General features: G+C 74.7%; 17 protein-coding genes. 11 read left to right on the top strand and 6 right to left on the bottom strand.

Annotated elements, in window-relative coordinates:
• Nucleotides 1-74: 74 nt before the first annotated feature.
• The 3 genes from blaOXA to AB0883_RS19555 all read right to left on the bottom strand — a co-directional run bounded on the left by blaOXA (nt 75) and on the right by AB0883_RS19555 (nt 2,402).
• Complete coding sequence (blaOXA, locus tag AB0883_RS19565; RefSeq protein ID WP_366642579.1) at nt 75-1,028, bottom strand: class D beta-lactamase; 954 nt, start codon at nt 1,026-1,028, stop codon at nt 75-77.
• Between the two features lie 91 nt (nt 1,029-1,119).
• Nucleotides 1,120-1,803: a hypothetical protein gene (locus AB0883_RS19560; RefSeq protein ID WP_366642577.1), complete on the bottom strand. Its 684-nt coding sequence runs from the start codon at nt 1,801-1,803 to the stop codon at nt 1,120-1,122.
• The gene (locus AB0883_RS19555) at nt 1,800-2,402 is read right to left on the bottom strand and encodes a DUF4291 domain-containing protein (protein WP_366642576.1); all 603 of its coding nucleotides are present in this window, start codon (nt 2,400-2,402) and stop codon (nt 1,800-1,802) included. The genes AB0883_RS19560 and AB0883_RS19555 overlap by 4 nt, the downstream gene beginning before the upstream one ends.
• A gap of 88 nt (nt 2,403-2,490) precedes the next feature.
• Here AB0883_RS19555 and AB0883_RS19550 point away from each other — a divergent pair, with 88 nt between their 5' ends.
• Nucleotides 2,491-2,973 carry a type II toxin-antitoxin system PemK/MazF family toxin gene (locus AB0883_RS19550; RefSeq protein WP_366642575.1) on the top strand — a complete coding sequence of 161 codons (483 nt, stop codon included), beginning with the start codon at nt 2,491-2,493 and terminating at the stop codon, nt 2,971-2,973.
• A 3-nt stretch (nt 2,974-2,976) separates the two neighbouring features.
• Here the strand turns inward: AB0883_RS19550 and AB0883_RS19545 are convergent, their stop codons facing one another.
• Both AB0883_RS19545 and AB0883_RS19540 read right to left on the bottom strand, forming a co-directional pair.
• Nucleotides 2,977-3,627, bottom strand: a complete 651-nt coding sequence (locus AB0883_RS19545) for an NAD(P)H-dependent oxidoreductase (protein WP_366642574.1) — start codon at nt 3,625-3,627, stop codon at nt 2,977-2,979.
• 118 nt (nt 3,628-3,745) lie between these two features.
• Nucleotides 3,746-4,396 carry a GGDEF domain-containing protein gene (locus tag AB0883_RS19540; RefSeq protein ID WP_366642664.1) on the bottom strand — a complete coding sequence of 217 codons (651 nt, stop codon included), beginning with the start codon at nt 4,394-4,396 and terminating at the stop codon, nt 3,746-3,748.
• 261 nt (nt 4,397-4,657) lie between these two features.
• Here AB0883_RS19540 and AB0883_RS19535 point away from each other — a divergent pair, with 261 nt between their 5' ends.
• The 6 genes from AB0883_RS19535 (at nt 4,658) to AB0883_RS19510 (ending at nt 9,924) form a co-directional block, all read left to right on the top strand.
• A complete protein-coding gene (locus AB0883_RS19535; protein ID WP_132240226.1) occupies nt 4,658-4,897 on the top strand; it encodes a DUF397 domain-containing protein in 240 nt (79 codons plus the stop codon).
• Nucleotides 4,898-5,058: 161 nt separating this feature from the next.
• A complete protein-coding gene (locus AB0883_RS19530) occupies nt 5,059-5,946 on the top strand; it encodes a helix-turn-helix transcriptional regulator (RefSeq protein WP_366642573.1) in 888 nt (295 codons plus the stop codon).
• 107 nt (nt 5,947-6,053) lie between these two features.
• The gene (locus tag AB0883_RS19525; RefSeq protein ID WP_366642572.1) at nt 6,054-6,902 is read left to right on the top strand and encodes an SAM-dependent methyltransferase; all 849 of its coding nucleotides are present in this window, start codon (nt 6,054-6,056) and stop codon (nt 6,900-6,902) included.
• A 137-nt stretch (nt 6,903-7,039) separates the two neighbouring features.
• Nucleotides 7,040-8,095: a LacI family DNA-binding transcriptional regulator gene (locus AB0883_RS19520; protein ID WP_366642570.1), complete on the top strand. Its 1,056-nt coding sequence runs from the start codon at nt 7,040-7,042 to the stop codon at nt 8,093-8,095.
• Between the two features lie 2 nt (nt 8,096-8,097).
• Nucleotides 8,098-8,301 carry a hypothetical protein gene (locus tag AB0883_RS19515; RefSeq protein ID WP_121397865.1) on the top strand — a complete coding sequence of 68 codons (204 nt, stop codon included), beginning with the start codon at nt 8,098-8,100 and terminating at the stop codon, nt 8,299-8,301.
• Nucleotides 8,302-8,403: 102 nt separating this feature from the next.
• Nucleotides 8,404-9,924, top strand: coding sequence for a protein kinase (locus AB0883_RS19510; RefSeq protein WP_366642569.1), 1,521 nt, complete (start codon nt 8,404-8,406; stop codon nt 9,922-9,924).
• 6 nt (nt 9,925-9,930) lie between these two features.
• Here AB0883_RS19510 and AB0883_RS19505 read toward each other — a convergent pair whose 3' ends face one another.
• Entirely contained in the window at nt 9,931-10,758 is an 828-nt protein-coding gene (locus AB0883_RS19505; protein WP_366642567.1) for an MOSC N-terminal beta barrel domain-containing protein, read from the bottom strand.
• A gap of 174 nt (nt 10,759-10,932) precedes the next feature.
• Between AB0883_RS19505 and AB0883_RS19500 the strand changes: the two genes are divergently transcribed.
• The 4 genes from AB0883_RS19500 to AB0883_RS19485 all read left to right on the top strand — a co-directional run bounded on the left by AB0883_RS19500 (nt 10,933) and on the right by AB0883_RS19485 (nt 15,015).
• Entirely contained in the window at nt 10,933-11,760 is an 828-nt protein-coding gene (locus AB0883_RS19500) for a DedA family protein (RefSeq protein ID WP_366642566.1), read from the top strand.
• Nucleotides 11,761-12,536: 776 nt separating this feature from the next.
• Entirely contained in the window at nt 12,537-13,130 is a 594-nt protein-coding gene (locus AB0883_RS19495) for a hypothetical protein (RefSeq protein ID WP_366642565.1), read from the top strand.
• Nucleotides 13,131-13,335: 205 nt separating this feature from the next.
• Nucleotides 13,336-14,307: a pirin family protein gene (locus tag AB0883_RS19490; RefSeq protein ID WP_366642563.1), complete on the top strand. Its 972-nt coding sequence runs from the start codon at nt 13,336-13,338 to the stop codon at nt 14,305-14,307.
• Nucleotides 14,308-14,349: 42 nt separating this feature from the next.
• The gene (locus AB0883_RS19485; RefSeq protein WP_366642561.1) at nt 14,350-15,015 is read left to right on the top strand and encodes a hypothetical protein; all 666 of its coding nucleotides are present in this window, start codon (nt 14,350-14,352) and stop codon (nt 15,013-15,015) included.
• Nucleotides 15,016-15,178 lie beyond the last annotated feature (163 nt).

Here is a 15,178-nt window from a genome sequence, read left to right as displayed (position 1 = left end):
CGACTTTCCGCCGCGCCGGCGACCTGTGCGACGCCCGGCTGGGCGCCCCTGGTGGGCGCGGCGGTGCGCGGGGGTCAGGGGGCGGGCAGGGCGCCGAGGCGGTGCAGCAGCTGTCGGCCCAGGGGCAGGCGCTTGTCGGCGTCGCCGTCCGCGCGGACGTCCACGTTCAGCGCGAAGCAGTACAGCCGGTCGCCGCGCTCGACCCAGCCGACCCACCATCCCGTGCCCGGGTCGGTGGCGTCCGTCCAGCCGGTCTTGCCGTACAGGGCGTACCCGGCGGCACGCTCCAGGCGCAGGATGTCCCGGACGGTGGCCTGGTGCCCCCGGTCGGCCGGCAGCTCGCCCCGGGCCAGCCGGGCCAGCCACCGCGCCTGCTCGTCGGCCGAGATCTCCAGCGGCCCGCTCAACCAGAACCGGTCCACGGCCGGCCCGACCTCGCCGTTGCCGTAGCCGAGCCGGTGCAGCCACTCCCGCTCCCGGTCCGGCCCGATGCGGCGGGCCAGCTCCTGGAACACCGGCACGTTGGAGACCCGGACCGCGTCGCGCAGCCCCATGTCCCGCTCCCAGGCGGCGACGCGCTGCGGCCCGCCGCCGTAGGGGACCTTCTCCCGCTCGTCACGCACCACGCCGGTCTCCAGCGCGATCAGGCTGTGCGCGATCTTGAAGGTCGAGGCGGGGACGAAGCGCCGCTCGGCCCGCTCCCGGTCGACCATGACGACGCGACCGGCCGGCACGTCGTACATCACGAAGGTGCCCCGCAGGCCGGCCTGCCGGAACAGGCCCGCCAGGTCGTCGCGGACCTCGACCGTCGGCGCGCTCGGCGTGGGGGACGGGCCCGTGGCGGCGGTGGCGGACGCGGTGGCGGTCGGCGGCGGCTGCGGACGCCCGCTGCCGGTGCAACCGGTCGGCCCGGCCAGCAGGAGCAGGGCCACGGCCGTGGCGCCCGCGATCCGCCGCCGGGGGTGGGCGCCCGGGCCGACCGCCGTCGGCGGCGCGGCCAGGCTCCGCGTCCGTGTCCCGGAATCCATCCGTCACCCGCCCCCGTCCGTGCCGGCACCCCCAGTGAAACACGTGCCAGGGGGCGCGTCGTCGCCCGACCACCCCGCGCCGCCGGGCGGCTCACGGCCCCGACGGGGCGTTTGGTTCCGACACCCGCAGGTGCCGGTCCAGGTTCGCGACCAGCTCCTCCGCGCCGGCGGGAACGACGTCGTCGGCCCAGCTCCGCAGCGCCCGCAGGAAGCCGGCCAGGTCCGCTCGGACGTCGTCGACGAGTCCCGTCAGCTCGTCGACGTGGGCGTCCACCCAGGAACTGCGCTCCTCGTCCGCCCAGACCCGGACCGTGCCGTCGGGGCGCCGCTCCACCCAGGGGTCGGGGTCGTGGCCCAGGTCCGGTGTGCGGCCCGCCGGGATCTCGTACCACTCGCGCCAGTCGTTGAGGTCACTGCAACAGCCCGGGTCGACCCGTGCTCCCGTCGTCGGATCGGTGAGGCGCAGGCCGCCGGGCACCAGCAGGGCGCCGGGCTCCGGGCCGGCCGCCACCAGCGGCAGCACGGCGGTCAGCGGGTCGTCGCCCCCGGGCCACACCGTGCGGTCGTCGAGGTGGTTGTACGCAGCGATCCGGGCCACGGCGGCACCTACCTCGGCGGCGGTCAGGGCGTCGGAGAGCGCCAGCCACGGCCCGACGTCGGCCACCGGCCAGAGCGGGAAGTCGTCGAGGCGATCCACCTCGAGCACCGGCTGGAGCCGTGGCGCGTGGCGGGTCGAGGCGGGCCGGCGCCCGCCGGAGGCGCGGGGTCCGGTCACGGCGCGGACGCGCCGATCACGGCGGCCACGTCGGGCGGCAGTGGGTACGGGCGCTCCGGGGGCAGCAGCGCCCCGGCGGCGGCGTCGTCGCCGGCGTCGAGCGCCGCGCGCACCGCGTGGGCGGTCGGGGTCACGTCGCGGAGACCGACCAGCCACTCGTCGACGTACCGGCGCACCGCCTCGCCGGAGAGCCCCACCTGGAGGGACCGGTGCGGCAGCGGGGCCAGGCGCAGCGACCGTTCCGGGTCCCACTGCACCCGCACCGGGCTGGCCCGCAGCCGTCGCGACCAGTCCTCCCGGTCCGGGTGGTGGTCGCGGTCGAAGCCGCTCAGGCACGAGTTGGCCAGCGCCCACTCGAAGCCGGCGCGGGTGATCTCGACGGCCAGGACCCGCTCCTGCCCGGGCTTCGCGCCCCAGCCGCAGCGGTACATCATCCAGCGGAACGACGGCTTGATCCACGTCATCCGTTCCCGCCTGAACGGCGGGACGAAGCGGCCGGCGGCCAGCGCCGGGCGGGCGATCTCCGGCGGGTACGCCTGGTACACGGTCACGGTGTCGGCGGTGAAGCGGGCGCGAACCTGGTGGGCGGGGACCGGCATGGCGCCGATCCTGACCGATCGTCCGGGCCCGGTCCACCGGATTGTCCCGCCCGGGCCGGCGCCCCCGGCGGGGGATAGGCTGCCGGTCGTGGCAGGTCTTCTCAGGAGTGTGGCGGCCCGTATCGGCGGGGTGATCCCGTCGCCGCGCCGGCCCCGGCCGGGCCCGGCGCAGGTCGCCCGCCCCCGCCAGGTCGCCGCGTTGCAGCGCCGGCAACTGGCGTACGCCCCGGAGCCCGACGGGCACGCCGATCCGGGCGAGATCGTCTGGACCTGGGTGCCGTACGAGGACGATCCGCGTCAGGGCAAGGACCGCCCCGTGCTGGTGGTGGGCCGGCACAGCCGGACGCTGTTCGGGCTGATGCTGTCCAGCCAGGCCGACCGCGACGGGCAGCGGCACTGGCTCGCGCTCGGTCCGGGCGAGTGGGACCGGGACAACCGGCCGAGTTGGGTGCGGCTGGACCGGGTGCTGACCATGCGCGAGGACGGCATCCGCCGGGAGGGCGCGGTGTTGGACCGGGCCCGTTTCGACCGGGTCGGGCGGGCCCTGCGCGCCGGCTACGGCTGGCGCTGACCGTCAGGCCGGCTCGCGGCTCGGGCCGATCCCGGCGGCGTGGGCGTCCGGCGGCGGGTACGGCTGCTCGGCCAACAGCCGGGCCAGGTGCGCGCTGTTGAGCGCCAGCGCCTTCGTGGTGCGTCCCGTCGTGTCGGGCTTGGGCCGGGCGTCGATGTAGTCGACCTTGTGCAGCGCCTCGCCGACCCAGTAGGTGGCGCCTGCCGCGGGACAGGTGAAACCGACCTCGTTGAGGGCCTGCTGGACCTCGCCGATGGTGTGGTGCGCGCCGTCCTCGTTGCCGACGACCGCGACCCCGGCCACCTTGCCGTAGGTGAGCAACCGGCCCTCGGCGTCGGTCTCGGAGAGCTCGGCGTCGAGCCGTTCGAGGACCATCTTGCACACGGCGGACGGCTGACCGAGCCAGATCGGCGTGGCGATGACGAGGATCTGCGCGGCCATCAGCCGGGACCGGATGACCGGCCAGCCGTCGCCGTCGCCCTCGTCGGTCGAGACGCCGAAGCGCACGTCGTGGTCGACGACCCGGATCAGGTCGCCCGTCACGCCCTGTTCGGCGAGGGCGTCGAGCACCTCGCGCCCGAGCACCTCGGCGCTCGACGGGGCGGGGGAGCGCTTGAGGGTGCAGTTCAGGACCAGGGCCCGGATGCTCGCCACGGTGATTTCTCCCTCGGCCGGTGCGGCGCTGACCCTGCCGGCATACCCGGCAACCGGCGCGAGACACGTCCAAACGCCTCGTGCCCCGACCGATGGTCCGGCGGCGCGGATTGCGCGCTCAGCACTCCGCCAGGTGGGCGGTGTCGACGAGTTGCCGGGGCGGGCGGGCCACTGTGAGGCTCTTGGCCCGGTACATCGCGGCGTCGGCGCGGTCGAGCGCCTCGGTGAGCTGCCCCGGCCCGGTGACGGGGGCGAGCCCGACGGAGGCGGTCACCCGGACGCTGAGCCCGCCCAGCGGGATCGGCGCGGCGAGGCTCTCGCAGAGCCGCCGGGTGGCGTGCTCGATCCACCGCCGGTCGATCGTCGGGCTGGCCAGCAGCCCGGCGAACTCGTCGCCGCCGAGCCGGGCGACCAGGTTGTCCCCGGCGAAGGCGGCGAGCCGTTGGGCGACGCTGACCAGCACCTGGTCGCCGGCGGCGTGGCCGTAGCGGTCGTTGATCTGCTTGAAGTCGTCGAGATCGAGCACCACGGCGATCAGCGGCTGCCCGGCCGCGTCGGTGAGCAGCGTGGCGGCCAGGCGGTAGAACGCGCGGCGGTTGGGCAGGCCGGTCAGGGGATCGTGGCTGGCGGCGTGCCGCTCGGCGGCGAGCTCGGCCTGGAGGTGCCTGATCTCGACCTCGGCCTGGATCGCGCGGCGGCGCAGCTGCCAGGAGGTGACGAGGGCCCCGGCGGCACAGATGCCGGACGCGATGGTCAACGGATCCGGCACGAGACCTCCCATCAGCACGATGCCGCCGGCCCGCGCGCGCGGCGGTCCGCGCCCGCGCATCGGGCCCCGTCCTTCCTGGTGGCAGCCCAGGTCAGGTGACTCAGAGTGAACAGATGGGCACTGTTCACGTGCGTTATCATGCTCGCTGTCCGATGCAGATGCAATAGCAGATGCACGTGCAGGAAGCCCTTCGTCGATATCGTGCCCCCTCACCAGGCACCGCTGCCCGGCGTCGCGGGGGCGCGCGAGAGAAAGACGTCCATGCAACAGCCTCCGAACGGCGTTCCCACCACCCAGCTGCCCCCGCTCGCCTGGCAGAAGAGCCGCCGGAGCAATCCCAGCGGCAACTGCGTCGAGCTGGCCGAACTGCCCGGCGGCGCCGGCATCGCCCTGCGCAACTCCCGGCACCCGGAGGGGCCGGCGTTGATCTACACGGTGGACGAGATCGCCGCCTTCGTGCTCGGCGCCCGCGACGGGGACTTCGACAACCTGATCGCCTGACACCCGCCTGCCGGCGGCGAGCGCGTCGCCGAGCGCGTCCCGATGACCGGGACGGATTGTCCGCACCGAGGAAGTTCACCTCACTCACGGTTCATGGCATGCTTACACGTCGGCCGTGGGAGGGCACCTGGTCGGCACGAACCGGCATGTGGAGGTCGGCTGTGACGATGGGTCCCGCCGAGGGCGGTCCGGGGACCGGCCCGACCGTGCTGCGCATGTTGCTCGGCGCCCAGTTGCGCCGGCTGCGCGAGTCCAGTGGCGTGACCCGGGAGGGCGCCGGCTGGGAGATCCGCGCCTCCGAGTCGAAGATCAGCCGGATGGAGCTGGGCCGGGTCGGCTTCAAGGAGCGCGACGTCGCGGACCTGCTCACCCTCTACGGCGTCACCGCGCCCGAGGAGCGGGAGGCGCTGCTCAAGCTCGCCCGCGACGCCAACAGCCCGGGGTGGTGGCACCGCTACGGTGACGTGCTGCCGAACTGGTTCCAGTCGTACCTCGGGCTGGAGGCGGCCGCCGCGCTCATCCGCAGCTACGAGGTCCAGTTCGTCCCCGGCCTGCTCCAGACCCGGGAGTACGCCCGGGCGGTGGTGCTGCTCGGGCACGGCCGGGCCGCCCCGGCGGAGATCGAGCGTCGGGTCGCGTTGCGCATGCAGCGCCAGCGGTTGCTGCACCGCGAGAAGCCGCCACAGCTCTGGGCGGTGGTGGACGAGGCCGCGCTGCGCCGGCCGATCGGCGGCCCACGGGTGATGCGTGAGCAGGTGGCGGCGTTGATCGAGGCCACCAAGTCGCCGAACATCCGGCTCCAGGTCATCCCGTTCGCCGCCGGTGGGCACGCCGCCGCGGGCGGGGCCTTCACCATCCTGCGCTTCGGTGACCGGGAGCTGCCCGACATCGTCTACATCGAACAGCTCACCAGCGCGCTCTACCTCGACAAACGCGACGACCTCGACTACTACGCGGTGGCGATGGAACGCCTCTGTGTGGAGGCCGAGCCGCCGGAGCGTACGCCGGAGATCCTCGGCGCGATCCTGGACGACCTCTACCCGGGGTGACCACGGCGGGGCCTCGCCCGGGTGGCGGTGCGGCTACCATGGTCGCCGACCGGCGACAGTGGACGGACGCCCCCGGTCGCGGGTGGCGCAGAGTCGTGGAGGCTGCCTTGACCACCGATGCCCCGGGTACGACGACCGGCCACGCCCACCCGAGCGACCGCATCGACACCTCGGTGGCCCACCCCGCGCGCCGGTACAACTACTGGCTCGGCGGCAAGGACAACTTCCAGGCCGACCGCGACTCCGGCGACATCGTGGCGGCGTCCTTCCCGACCATCCGCACCGCCGCCCTGGAGAACCGCCGTTTCCTCCAGCGGGCCGTGCGTCACCTCGCCCGGGAGGCGGGCATCCGCCAGTTCCTCGACATCGGCACCGGCATCCCGACCGCCGACAACACCCACGAGGTCGCGCAGGCGATCGCCCCCGAGTCGCGGGTGGTCTACGTCGACAACGACCCGATCGTGCTCGCGCACGCCCGGGCGCTGCTGACCAGCTCGCCCGAGGGCGCCACCGCCTACATCGACGCCGACCTGCGCGACCCGGAGCGGATCCTGCGCCACCCCGACCTGCTGCGCACCATCGACCTGTCCCGGCCGGTCGGCCTGATGCTGGTCGCGATCCTGCACTTCGTCGGCGACGAGGACGACCCGTACGCCGTGGTCACGCGGCTGCTCGACGCGCTGCCGCCAGGCAGCTACCTGGCGGCCTCGCACGCCACCCACGACTACCTGCCCCCGCACGTGGCGCAGGAGGCGAAGGCGGCGGCCCGGGGCGGCAGCCCGCACGGCCTGATCAACCTGCGCACCCGGGCCGAGTTCACCCGGTTCTTCGACGGGCTGGAGCTGGTGGAGCCCGGCGTCACGTCGGTCGCCGAGTGGCGTGCCGAGGACGCGCCGCAGCCCCGCCCGGCGGCGGCCGAGGTCAGCATGTACGGCGGGGTGGCCCGCAAGGGCTGACCGTCCACCCCCGACCACCCCGTCCGGCTGACCGGGCGGGGTGGATTCGTTGCGCCCACCGTACGGCGTTGACGGGGGCGGCCCGCTCCGCCTAGTCTCTGTATCGATCCAGTCTGAATCGATACAGAGGGAGCGCGGTGAAGCCGACCCTGCAAGCCGTCGCCGACGCCGTCGGCGTGTCCCGCAGCACCGTCTCCAACGCCTACAGTCGACCCGACCAGCTCTCCGCCGCCCTGCGCCAGCGGATCCTGGACGCCGCACGGCAGCTCGGCTACCCCGGCCCCAACCCCACCGCCCGGTCGCTGCGGCGCGGGTACGTGGGCGCCATCGGAGTGCTCTTCGAGTCGCGGCTGTCGTACGCCTTCACCGACCCCTTCGCGGTCCGCTTCCTGGCCGGCGTCGCCGAGGCGGCCGAGCGGCACGGCACCAGCCTGCTGCTCGTGCCGCTGCCGGCCGACGAGCCCGCCGCGCGGCGGGCGGTGGAGAACGCCGCCGTCGACGGCTTCTGCGTCTACTGCGTCGGCGACGAGGGCTGGGTCGTCGACGTGCTCCGCGAGCGCGGTCTGCCCGTCGTCACGACCGCCCCCCGCGACGACGCCGGCCCCGACGACCGCTACGTCGGCATCGACGAGCGGGCCGCCGCCCGGGCCGTCGCCGCCCACGTGGCGGGGCTCGGGCACCGGCGGGTCGCCCTGCTCGGCGACGCCGTGCGCCCCGGCGCGGCCCCGGGCGAACTGCGCCTCGCCGACGTGGCCGATGTCGCCCACCCGACGACCCGGGCGCGGCTGGCCGGGTTCGCCGACGCCTTCGCCGAGGTCGGCGTCGCCTGGTCCGGGCTGACCGTGCTCGCCGCCACCGACAACAGCCGGTCGGCGGGCGCCACGGCCGTCGCCGCCGCCCTCGCCGCCCCCGAACCGCCCACGGCGGTACTGGCCTGCGCGGACGTGCTCGCCCTCGGCGTCCTCGACGCGCTCGTCGAGGCCGGCCGGCCGCCAGTGTCGGTCACCGGCTTCGACGACATCGCCGAGGCCGCCACCGCCGGCCTCACCACCGTGCGGCAACCAGCCGAGGAGAAGGGGCGCATCGCCGCCCGACTCCTGCTCGACCCGCCCGCCGACCCGGCGGCCGGCCACGTCCTGCTGCCCACCGCACTCGTCGTCCGGTCCTCCACCGGACCCGTCCCAGGGAGCTGACCATGGAACAGCCCACCGGCTTCGTCCTCGCCGTCGACGCGGTGACCCGACACGTCAACTCCGCCCGACCGGACGCCCCCGTCCGCCCGGAGCGGCCCCGCGTCGCGCGACTCGCCCCCACCCGGCTGGCCGCCGCCGGCGTCCTGCGCCGGCTCGCCGACCGCATCCAGCCGCCGCCGGTCGCCGCCGCGCCACGCTGCTCCTGACCGTCGGTGCGGGCCGGTCGTCGCCGCCCGAACCGCGACGACCGGCCCGCGACCGGGCACCGCGCTGGCCGCCGCCCCGCCGGCAGGGCAGACTGAACGGCTATGTCGCCGTTCACGCCCACCCTGCGGTTGCACGACCGTTACGTCCTGCGCGAGCGCATCGGCCTCGGCGGGATGTCCGAGGTGTGGCGCGCCGACGACGAGGTGCTGCACCGGCCCGTCGCCGTCAAGGCCCTCACCCGGGAGTTCGCCACCGACCCGCAGCTGCGGGCCACCATCCAGCGCGAGGCCCGCGCCGCCGCGCGGCTGACCCACCCGCACGTCACCCAGGTGTACGACTACGGCGAGGCGGCCCTGGACGGCGGCATCGTCGTCCCGTACCTGGTGATGGAGCTGGTGCAGGGGCGCAACCTCGCCGACCGGCTCGCCGCCGGGCCGCTGCCCTGGCCGGAGGCGGTCCGGATGGCCGGCCAGATCGCCGCGGCGCTCGCCGCCGCCCACCGCATCGGCGTGGTGCACCGCGACGTCAAGCCCGGCAACGTCATGCTCACCGAGACCGGTGCCAAGGTGCTCGACTTCGGCATCGCCGCGCTCGCCGGGCCGCACCACCCGCGGGCTGGGCAGACCGGCGAACTGCTGATGGGCACGCCCGCGTACTTCGCCCCGGAGCGGATGCGGCCCGGGCCGCCGAACCCGGCCAGCGACGTCTACGCCCTCGGCGCGCTGCTCTACCGCACCCTCACCGGCCGGGCCCCACTGCCCGTGCAGACCTGGGAGGACGCGCTGGAGGTGCACGCCGGGCACCCGCCGGTGCCGCCCCCGCGGGTCCCCGGGTTGCCGCCCGACATCGCCGAGCTGACCCTGGCCTGCCTCGCCACCGATCCGGCGCGGCGGCCGAGCGCGGCCCAGCTCGCCGCCCGCTTCGGCCCGCAGGCGCCGGCCCACCCGACCACGGCCGTCCTGCCGACCGTGCCCGCCGACGCCGCGCACCCGCCGACCCTGATCGACCGCGCACCGCCGTCCCCGAAGCCCGCCGGCACCGGCCGCGCGGGGGTGGCGTACCCGAACCCGCCGGGTGGGCGCGTGGTCGCCCGCACCGGCCGTCCCGCCCCGGCCGGCGGCGCGGGGGCGGCGCGCAACAGGCCCGTCACCGCGCTCGTCGCCGTCGGCGTCGCGCTGCTCGTCGGGCTCGTCGGGGCGCTCGTCCTCGGCGACGGCGGAAGCCCGCCACCGGCGGCGGCCCCCGCCACCGGCACGCCGGCCGCCAAACCGACCTCGGCCAGGCCGACGCCGCCGCCGACCAGGACCTCCGCCCCGCCGCCGGTGACCGCGCGGCCCGACCCGGTCGGCCTGCCGCAGTTCGTCGCCGAGTTCGCCGCGGTGCTCGCCTGGGCGCAGGCCCGCGGCGAGATCGACCGCAAGACGGTCGAGGGGCTACGGGACAAGCTCGCGGACCTGAGCCGGGGCAAGCAGAAGGACCGGGCCAAGCGCGTCGAGCAGCTGCGGGAGCGCCTCGCCGAGGCGGCCGAGGAGGGGCAGATCCCGCCCGACACGGCGGCCCGACTCGACGCCCTGCTCGACCGGGTCGCCACGCCGTCGCAGGACGACGACGAGGACGACTGAACCGGCTCAGCCGACCTCGACCACGGACCCCTGTTCCACCCGACCCTCTCGCACCACCTGCGCGTACGCGCCCACGCACGGCTGCGGTCCGAGCTGCGGCAGCGGCGCGACCCGGTTGAGGCGGGCCGGGACGCGCAACGCCTCGGTCTGCCGGGGGAGCGACCCGTGCGCCAGGGTCGGCACCGCGCACCGCGGGGTCGGGGCGATCACCCGCAGCACCAGCTCGGGGCCGATCCGCAGCTCGCGGCCGACCCAGTCGTTCTCGGCGAAGCCGTCCACGTCGACGTCGAGCACGAGGTTGGGCCGGTAGCGCACCGCCTCGACGGCGCCGCCCGGAAGCTCGGCGGCCACCCGGGCCAGGGTGGCCGCCGTGACCAGGTGCACCGGGGCGAAGTCGAAGAAGGTGCCCGGTGCCGCCGCCCCGAGCGGGTTGGCGTCGACCGGCACCTCGGCGGCGAGACCGGCCGCCAGCACCGCGTCCGGATCGGCCCGGTCCAGCACCGCCCCGGCGGGCGGCCGGTCGATCAGCGTCACCGGGACGTCGAGCACCCGGGACAGCACGCCGTCGACGTCGGCGTCCACGCTGGACAGCGACCGCCCGTCGGGCAGCGTGATCCGTACCGGGTCGGGTGCGGCGCCGGCCGCGCGGAGCGTGAGCAGGTCGCGCCAGAGCCGGGGATGCTTCGCGCTGGCCACCCGGCCGGTGTCCCGGTGCCGCAGGGCCAGCCGCCGGTCACCGGCCACGCCCGCCGGGCCGACGTCGGCGGCGGGCAGCCGCTCACCCAGCATCGACTTCACCGGGTACCGCCACAACTGCGCCAGTCGGCCGGTCATCGTGCCGCGGTCCCGGTGCGGGGCGCCGCGACCCGGATCGGGGCCGCGTCGGCGGTCGTGGTGCGCGTCGTCACGGGGCCACCCTAGTGTGAACCCCGCCGCTGTGGACCGTCCGCCGGATGCAAGGGCCGGCCCGTTGGCGGGCTCCCAGGATCGGTTCGTAGCGTGTGGGCCATGATTCGTACCGCCGCGCACGCCCTGCTCGCCTCCGGCTCCACCACCGGGGAGGCCGCGCCGCCCGAGGACGGACTGGTCGGCTTCGTCATCGGCCTGGTCGAGCGGCTCGGCGGCCCCGGCGCGGGTCTGGCCGTGGCCCTGGAGAACCTCTTCCCGCCGATCCCCAGCGAGGTGATCCTGCCGCTGGCCGGCTTCGTCGCCGGCCAGGGCCGGATGAGCGTGGTCAGCGCGATCTTCTGGACCACCCTCGGCTCGCTGATCGGCGCCCTCGCCCTGTACTGGATCGGTGCCGCGCTGGGCCGGGAACGGATCCGCGCGATCGCGCAGCGGCTGCCGCTGGTCAAGCTCAGCGACGTGGACCGCACCGAGGAGTGGTTCCTGCGGCACGGGGTGAAGGCCGTCTTCTTCGGCCGGATGATCCCCATCTTCCGTAGCCTGATCTCCATCCCGGCCGGGGTGGAGCGGATGCCGGTGCTGACCTTCGCGGTCTACACGACGCTCGGCAGCCTGATCTGGAACACCACCTTCGTGATGGCCGGTTACCTGCTCGGCGACAACTGGCACCTGGTCGAGGGGTACGCCGGCGTGCTCCAGAAGGTGGTCATCGTCGCCTGCGTGGCGGCCGCCGGCTGGTTCGTGGTCTCCCGGATCATCCGGGCGCGGCGCGGCACTGCGGCGGCCGTCGACCCCGCCCGGCCTGTCGACCCCGCCCCGCCCGTCGACCCCGCCCCGCTGCCGTACGCGCCGGACCCGAGGGGGCGGGGCACGATCTACCGCAGCGCGTACTCGGACGGGCAGGCGCCCGACCGCGACCTGTCCCACTGAGCCGGTGGCACGCCATTCGTCGAGCACGGCACCACCAACGTCGACGTCAACAACCCGCCTGCGCACCACCCTCGTCCTCGCCCGCCGCCCCCACCGACCCTGATGCCACCGACCGTCCGGGTCGATCATGCAGTTGCGGTGGGGCGTCCTGCCCTGGATTGCGCCTTATGTGAGGCGCCACAACTGCATGATCGACGCCCACCTGCCTGGGTAGGCGGGAGATCTTGGTAGGTAATGGCCCTCTGAGGGGCCGTTACCTACCAAGATCTCGGAGGTGTAGTCGGTGCCGGTGCGCCGATTGTCCGGTTTCGGGACTGTCGTCCGGGGGGTGTCGGTGGTTGATCACCCTTGTGCGCGTGTGATGAGGCGTGTGTCCGGTTCGGGGGTGTGATCGGGGGCATCGGGGGGGCGGAATCGTGGCCGGGCCGGGGTCGTTACACCCTGCGTACGACCGAGCAAGGCAAGGCCGCGCCGCCCGACAGGATGGCGTGCCGGGGCCTCGGAATGATGGCGGGCCGGTGGTCGTTACACATGGTCCGGCCGACGTGAGGGCATCCCCCCGCCCCCGCGAAACAGCCCGGCCCTTTCCGGCCAGCACAGGTCGGACATCCGGCCGGTACGGCCGATCTGATCTTTCCTCCGGGTGATTCGCCGGAGATCCCCTCCAGTTCCTGCTGGAGTTCCCCCTTGAGTTCCTTGGGCGCCGGACGGTGCTTGCACCTGCGTGAGCCGATCCCCCTCGGCGTGGGTGCCAACCCCCGAATGGAGCATCTGCGATGAACACGATTCTGCGTAAGAGCGTTCTTGGTGTTGCTGGTCTGGCGTTTGCCGGTGGTGTGTTCGCCGGTCCCGTGACTGCTCAGGCGGCCCCGTCGGTGCCGTCGGCGGCTCCGGTCACCGCTGTGGCGGTGCAGGCGGACAAGCCGGACATGGGTGTGCTGGTGCCGCATGGTGTGCAGGGTGCGCAGTCGCGTATCGACCTGTCCGACGAGCAGGTCGCCAACGTCAAGGCGATCATCGCCGCGACGAAGAAGGCCGGTATGGACGAGCGGGCCGCCGTGGTCTCCATCGCGACGGCGTTGCAGGAGTCGAAGCTGGAGAACCTGGGTCATCTGGGTGACCGCAACGACCACGACTCGCAGGGCCTGTTCCAGCAGCGCCCGTCCAGTGGGTGGGGCACGGTGGAGCAGATCACCGACCCGGAGTACTCGACGACGGCGTTCCTCAAGGGCCTCAAGCAGGTCGACGGGTGGCAGGACATGCCCCTGACGAAGGCCGCGCAGACGGTGCAGGTGTCGGCGTACCCGGACCACTACGCTCAGTGGGAGCAGCAGGCCGCCGACCTCGTCGCCGAGCACTGGAACAGCTGACAACAAGACTGGAACAGCTGACAACACTGAATGAACGCCGCTGGCCGGCACCCCCACCCGGGGTGTCGGCCAGCCGCATGTCCGGATTCGTCAGACGCGGGAAGCCGGCGGCCCGCGCCGCCTGACGGTCGGAGCCGGCGCCGCAGTCGGCTGAGCGGTGGGACGACCGACGGGTTCGGATCCTGGCCGGGCGTACAGTCGGGCGGTGGAGCGTACCGAGAAGATGCCCGCGGAGACCCGACCACCCGGCGTGGCCACCGCCGATCCCGGCAGCGTCCTGCTGCCGGGCCACGACGTGCCGCTGGGTCGCTACACGACCGTTCGTCGGCTGCTCCCGCAGCGGCAGCGGCGGATGGTCGGCGCGTGGTGCTTCGTGGACCACTTCGGTCCGGACGACGTGGCCGAGCGGCCCGGCATGGAGGTGCCACCGCATCCGCACACCGGCCTGCAGACCGTGACCTGGCTGCTCGACGGGGAGATCCTGCACCGGGACAGCCTGGGCAACGTCCAGCCGATCCGCCCGGGCCAGCTCAACGTGATGACCTCGGGGCACGGGATCGCGCACTCCGAGCGGTCGCCCGAGCGGCATCCGCCGCTGATGCACGGCGTGCAGCTCTGGGTCGCGCTGCCGGACCCGGCCCGCGCCGGGGCCGCCGACTTCGCCCACCACGCCGACCTGCCGCGCTGGCGCGACGGCGAACTGGACGTCACCCTGCTGGTCGGCGAGCTCGCGGGCGAGCGGTCCCCGGCCCTGACGTACACCCCGCTGCTCGGCGCGCAGGTGGAGCTGCGCGGGTCCGGGCCGGCCACGCTGCCGCTGCGGCCCGACTTCGAGTACGGGCTGCTGGCCATGTCCGGCGCCGCCGAGGTCGACGGGGTGCGCTTCGCCCCCGGGGCGCTGCTCTACCTCGGCACAGGCCGGGAGCGGCTCACCCTGACGGGCACGCCGGGGAGCCGGCTGCTGCTGCTCGGCGGGGCCCCGTTCGAGGAGCCGCTGGTGATGTGGTGGAACTTCGTCGGCCGCTCGCACGAGGAGGTGGCCGCCGCCCGGGAGGACTGGATGGCCGGGCGGCGTTTCGGCGTCGTCGCCGACGATCCCGCCCCGCCGTTGCCCGCCCCGGCACTGCCGACCACCCGACTCAAGGCGCGCGACCGCAGCGGCGGGCTGCACGGCTGAGGCAGGCAGGCGTGGCCTGGCCCGGCGCGGGTAGTCGCCGGCATGCCGACCACAGCCACATCCCGCGTCGAGGACAGGAAACGCCTGGTACGCCGGCTCGCCGGCAGTGGGCGCGGCTTCGCCGAGCAGTACGGCTTCCGGGTCGTCAACAACCCGTCGAGCCTGTTCCAGGTGCTCTGCCTCGCCGTGCTGCTGGCCCGCCGGGGTGACTTCCGGCGGGCCGTGGACAGCGCGCACGCCCTGCCCGCCGCGGGCTGGGACAGCGCGGCCCGGCTGGCCCGGTCGCTGCACGGCGACCGGGTACGCGTGCTGCGCGACAGCGGCCAACGCGGCGATGTCGACGCGCTCGCCGACACGCTCGGCGACCTTGCCCGTGCCGTGGTGGAGCGCTACCGGGGCGACCTGCGCCGGCTGCGCGCGGTGGCCCACCACGACCCGGCCCGGGAGCGGGAACTGCTCACCGAGCTGCCCGGGGTCGACGCCACGGTGGTCGACCTGTTCCTGCGCGAGGCCCAGGCGCTGTGGCGGGAGGTGGCGCCGGTGGCCGACCGGAGGGCGCTCGTCGCGGCCCGCCGGCTGGGGCTGGGCCGCTCCGCCGACGATCTGGCGGGCCTGGCCGGCAGCGGGGAGTCCGAGCGCCTGGCCTGGCTGGTCGGGGCGCTGGCCCGGGTCGACCTGGAGAAGCGGTACGCGGAGTTGACCGCCTGACGCCGTGACGTGGTGGGCTGGCCCACACTTGCTTCGTAATCGTCCGAACGGGTGATGTTCCATCGTATGATGGTCGCGGCACTGATGCCCGCCCGGTTCGGGCGTACATCGACAGCCTGGTGGTCGCGGCCCGGTTCGGGCCCGACCGGCCACCGGACAGGTT

Source organism: Micromonospora sp. NPDC047812 (assembly GCF_040704175.1).
GTDB lineage: Bacteria > Actinomycetota > Actinomycetes > Mycobacteriales > Micromonosporaceae > Micromonospora.
This window is presented reverse-complemented; position numbering and strand designations above follow the sequence as displayed.

What these genes read in the sequence shown, in the direction of transcription:
- AB0883_RS19515 (WP_121397865.1), top strand. Translation starts at nt 8,098, where the DNA reads ATGGAACAGCCCACCGGCTTCGTCCTCGCCGTCGACGCGGTGACCCGA.
- AB0883_RS19495 (WP_366642565.1), top strand. Translation starts at nt 12,537, where the DNA reads ATGAACACGATTCTGCGTAAGAGCGTTCTTGGTGTTGCTGGTCTGGCG.
- AB0883_RS19535 (WP_132240226.1), top strand. Translation starts at nt 4,658, where the DNA reads ATGCAACAGCCTCCGAACGGCGTTCCCACCACCCAGCTGCCCCCGCTC.
- AB0883_RS19555 (WP_366642576.1), bottom strand. Translation starts at nt 2,402, where the DNA reads ATGCCGGTCCCCGCCCACCAGGTTCGCGCCCGCTTCACCGCCGACACC.
- AB0883_RS19505 (WP_366642567.1), bottom strand. Translation starts at nt 10,758, where the DNA reads ATGACCGGCCGACTGGCGCAGTTGTGGCGGTACCCGGTGAAGTCGATG.
- AB0883_RS19500 (WP_366642566.1), top strand. Translation starts at nt 10,933, where the DNA reads ATGATTCGTACCGCCGCGCACGCCCTGCTCGCCTCCGGCTCCACCACC.
- AB0883_RS19510 (WP_366642569.1), top strand. Translation starts at nt 8,404, where the DNA reads ATGTCGCCGTTCACGCCCACCCTGCGGTTGCACGACCGTTACGTCCTG.
- AB0883_RS19485 (WP_366642561.1), top strand. Translation starts at nt 14,350, where the DNA reads ATGCCGACCACAGCCACATCCCGCGTCGAGGACAGGAAACGCCTGGTA.
- blaOXA (WP_366642579.1), bottom strand. Translation starts at nt 1,028, where the DNA reads ATGGATTCCGGGACACGGACGCGGAGCCTGGCCGCGCCGCCGACGGCG.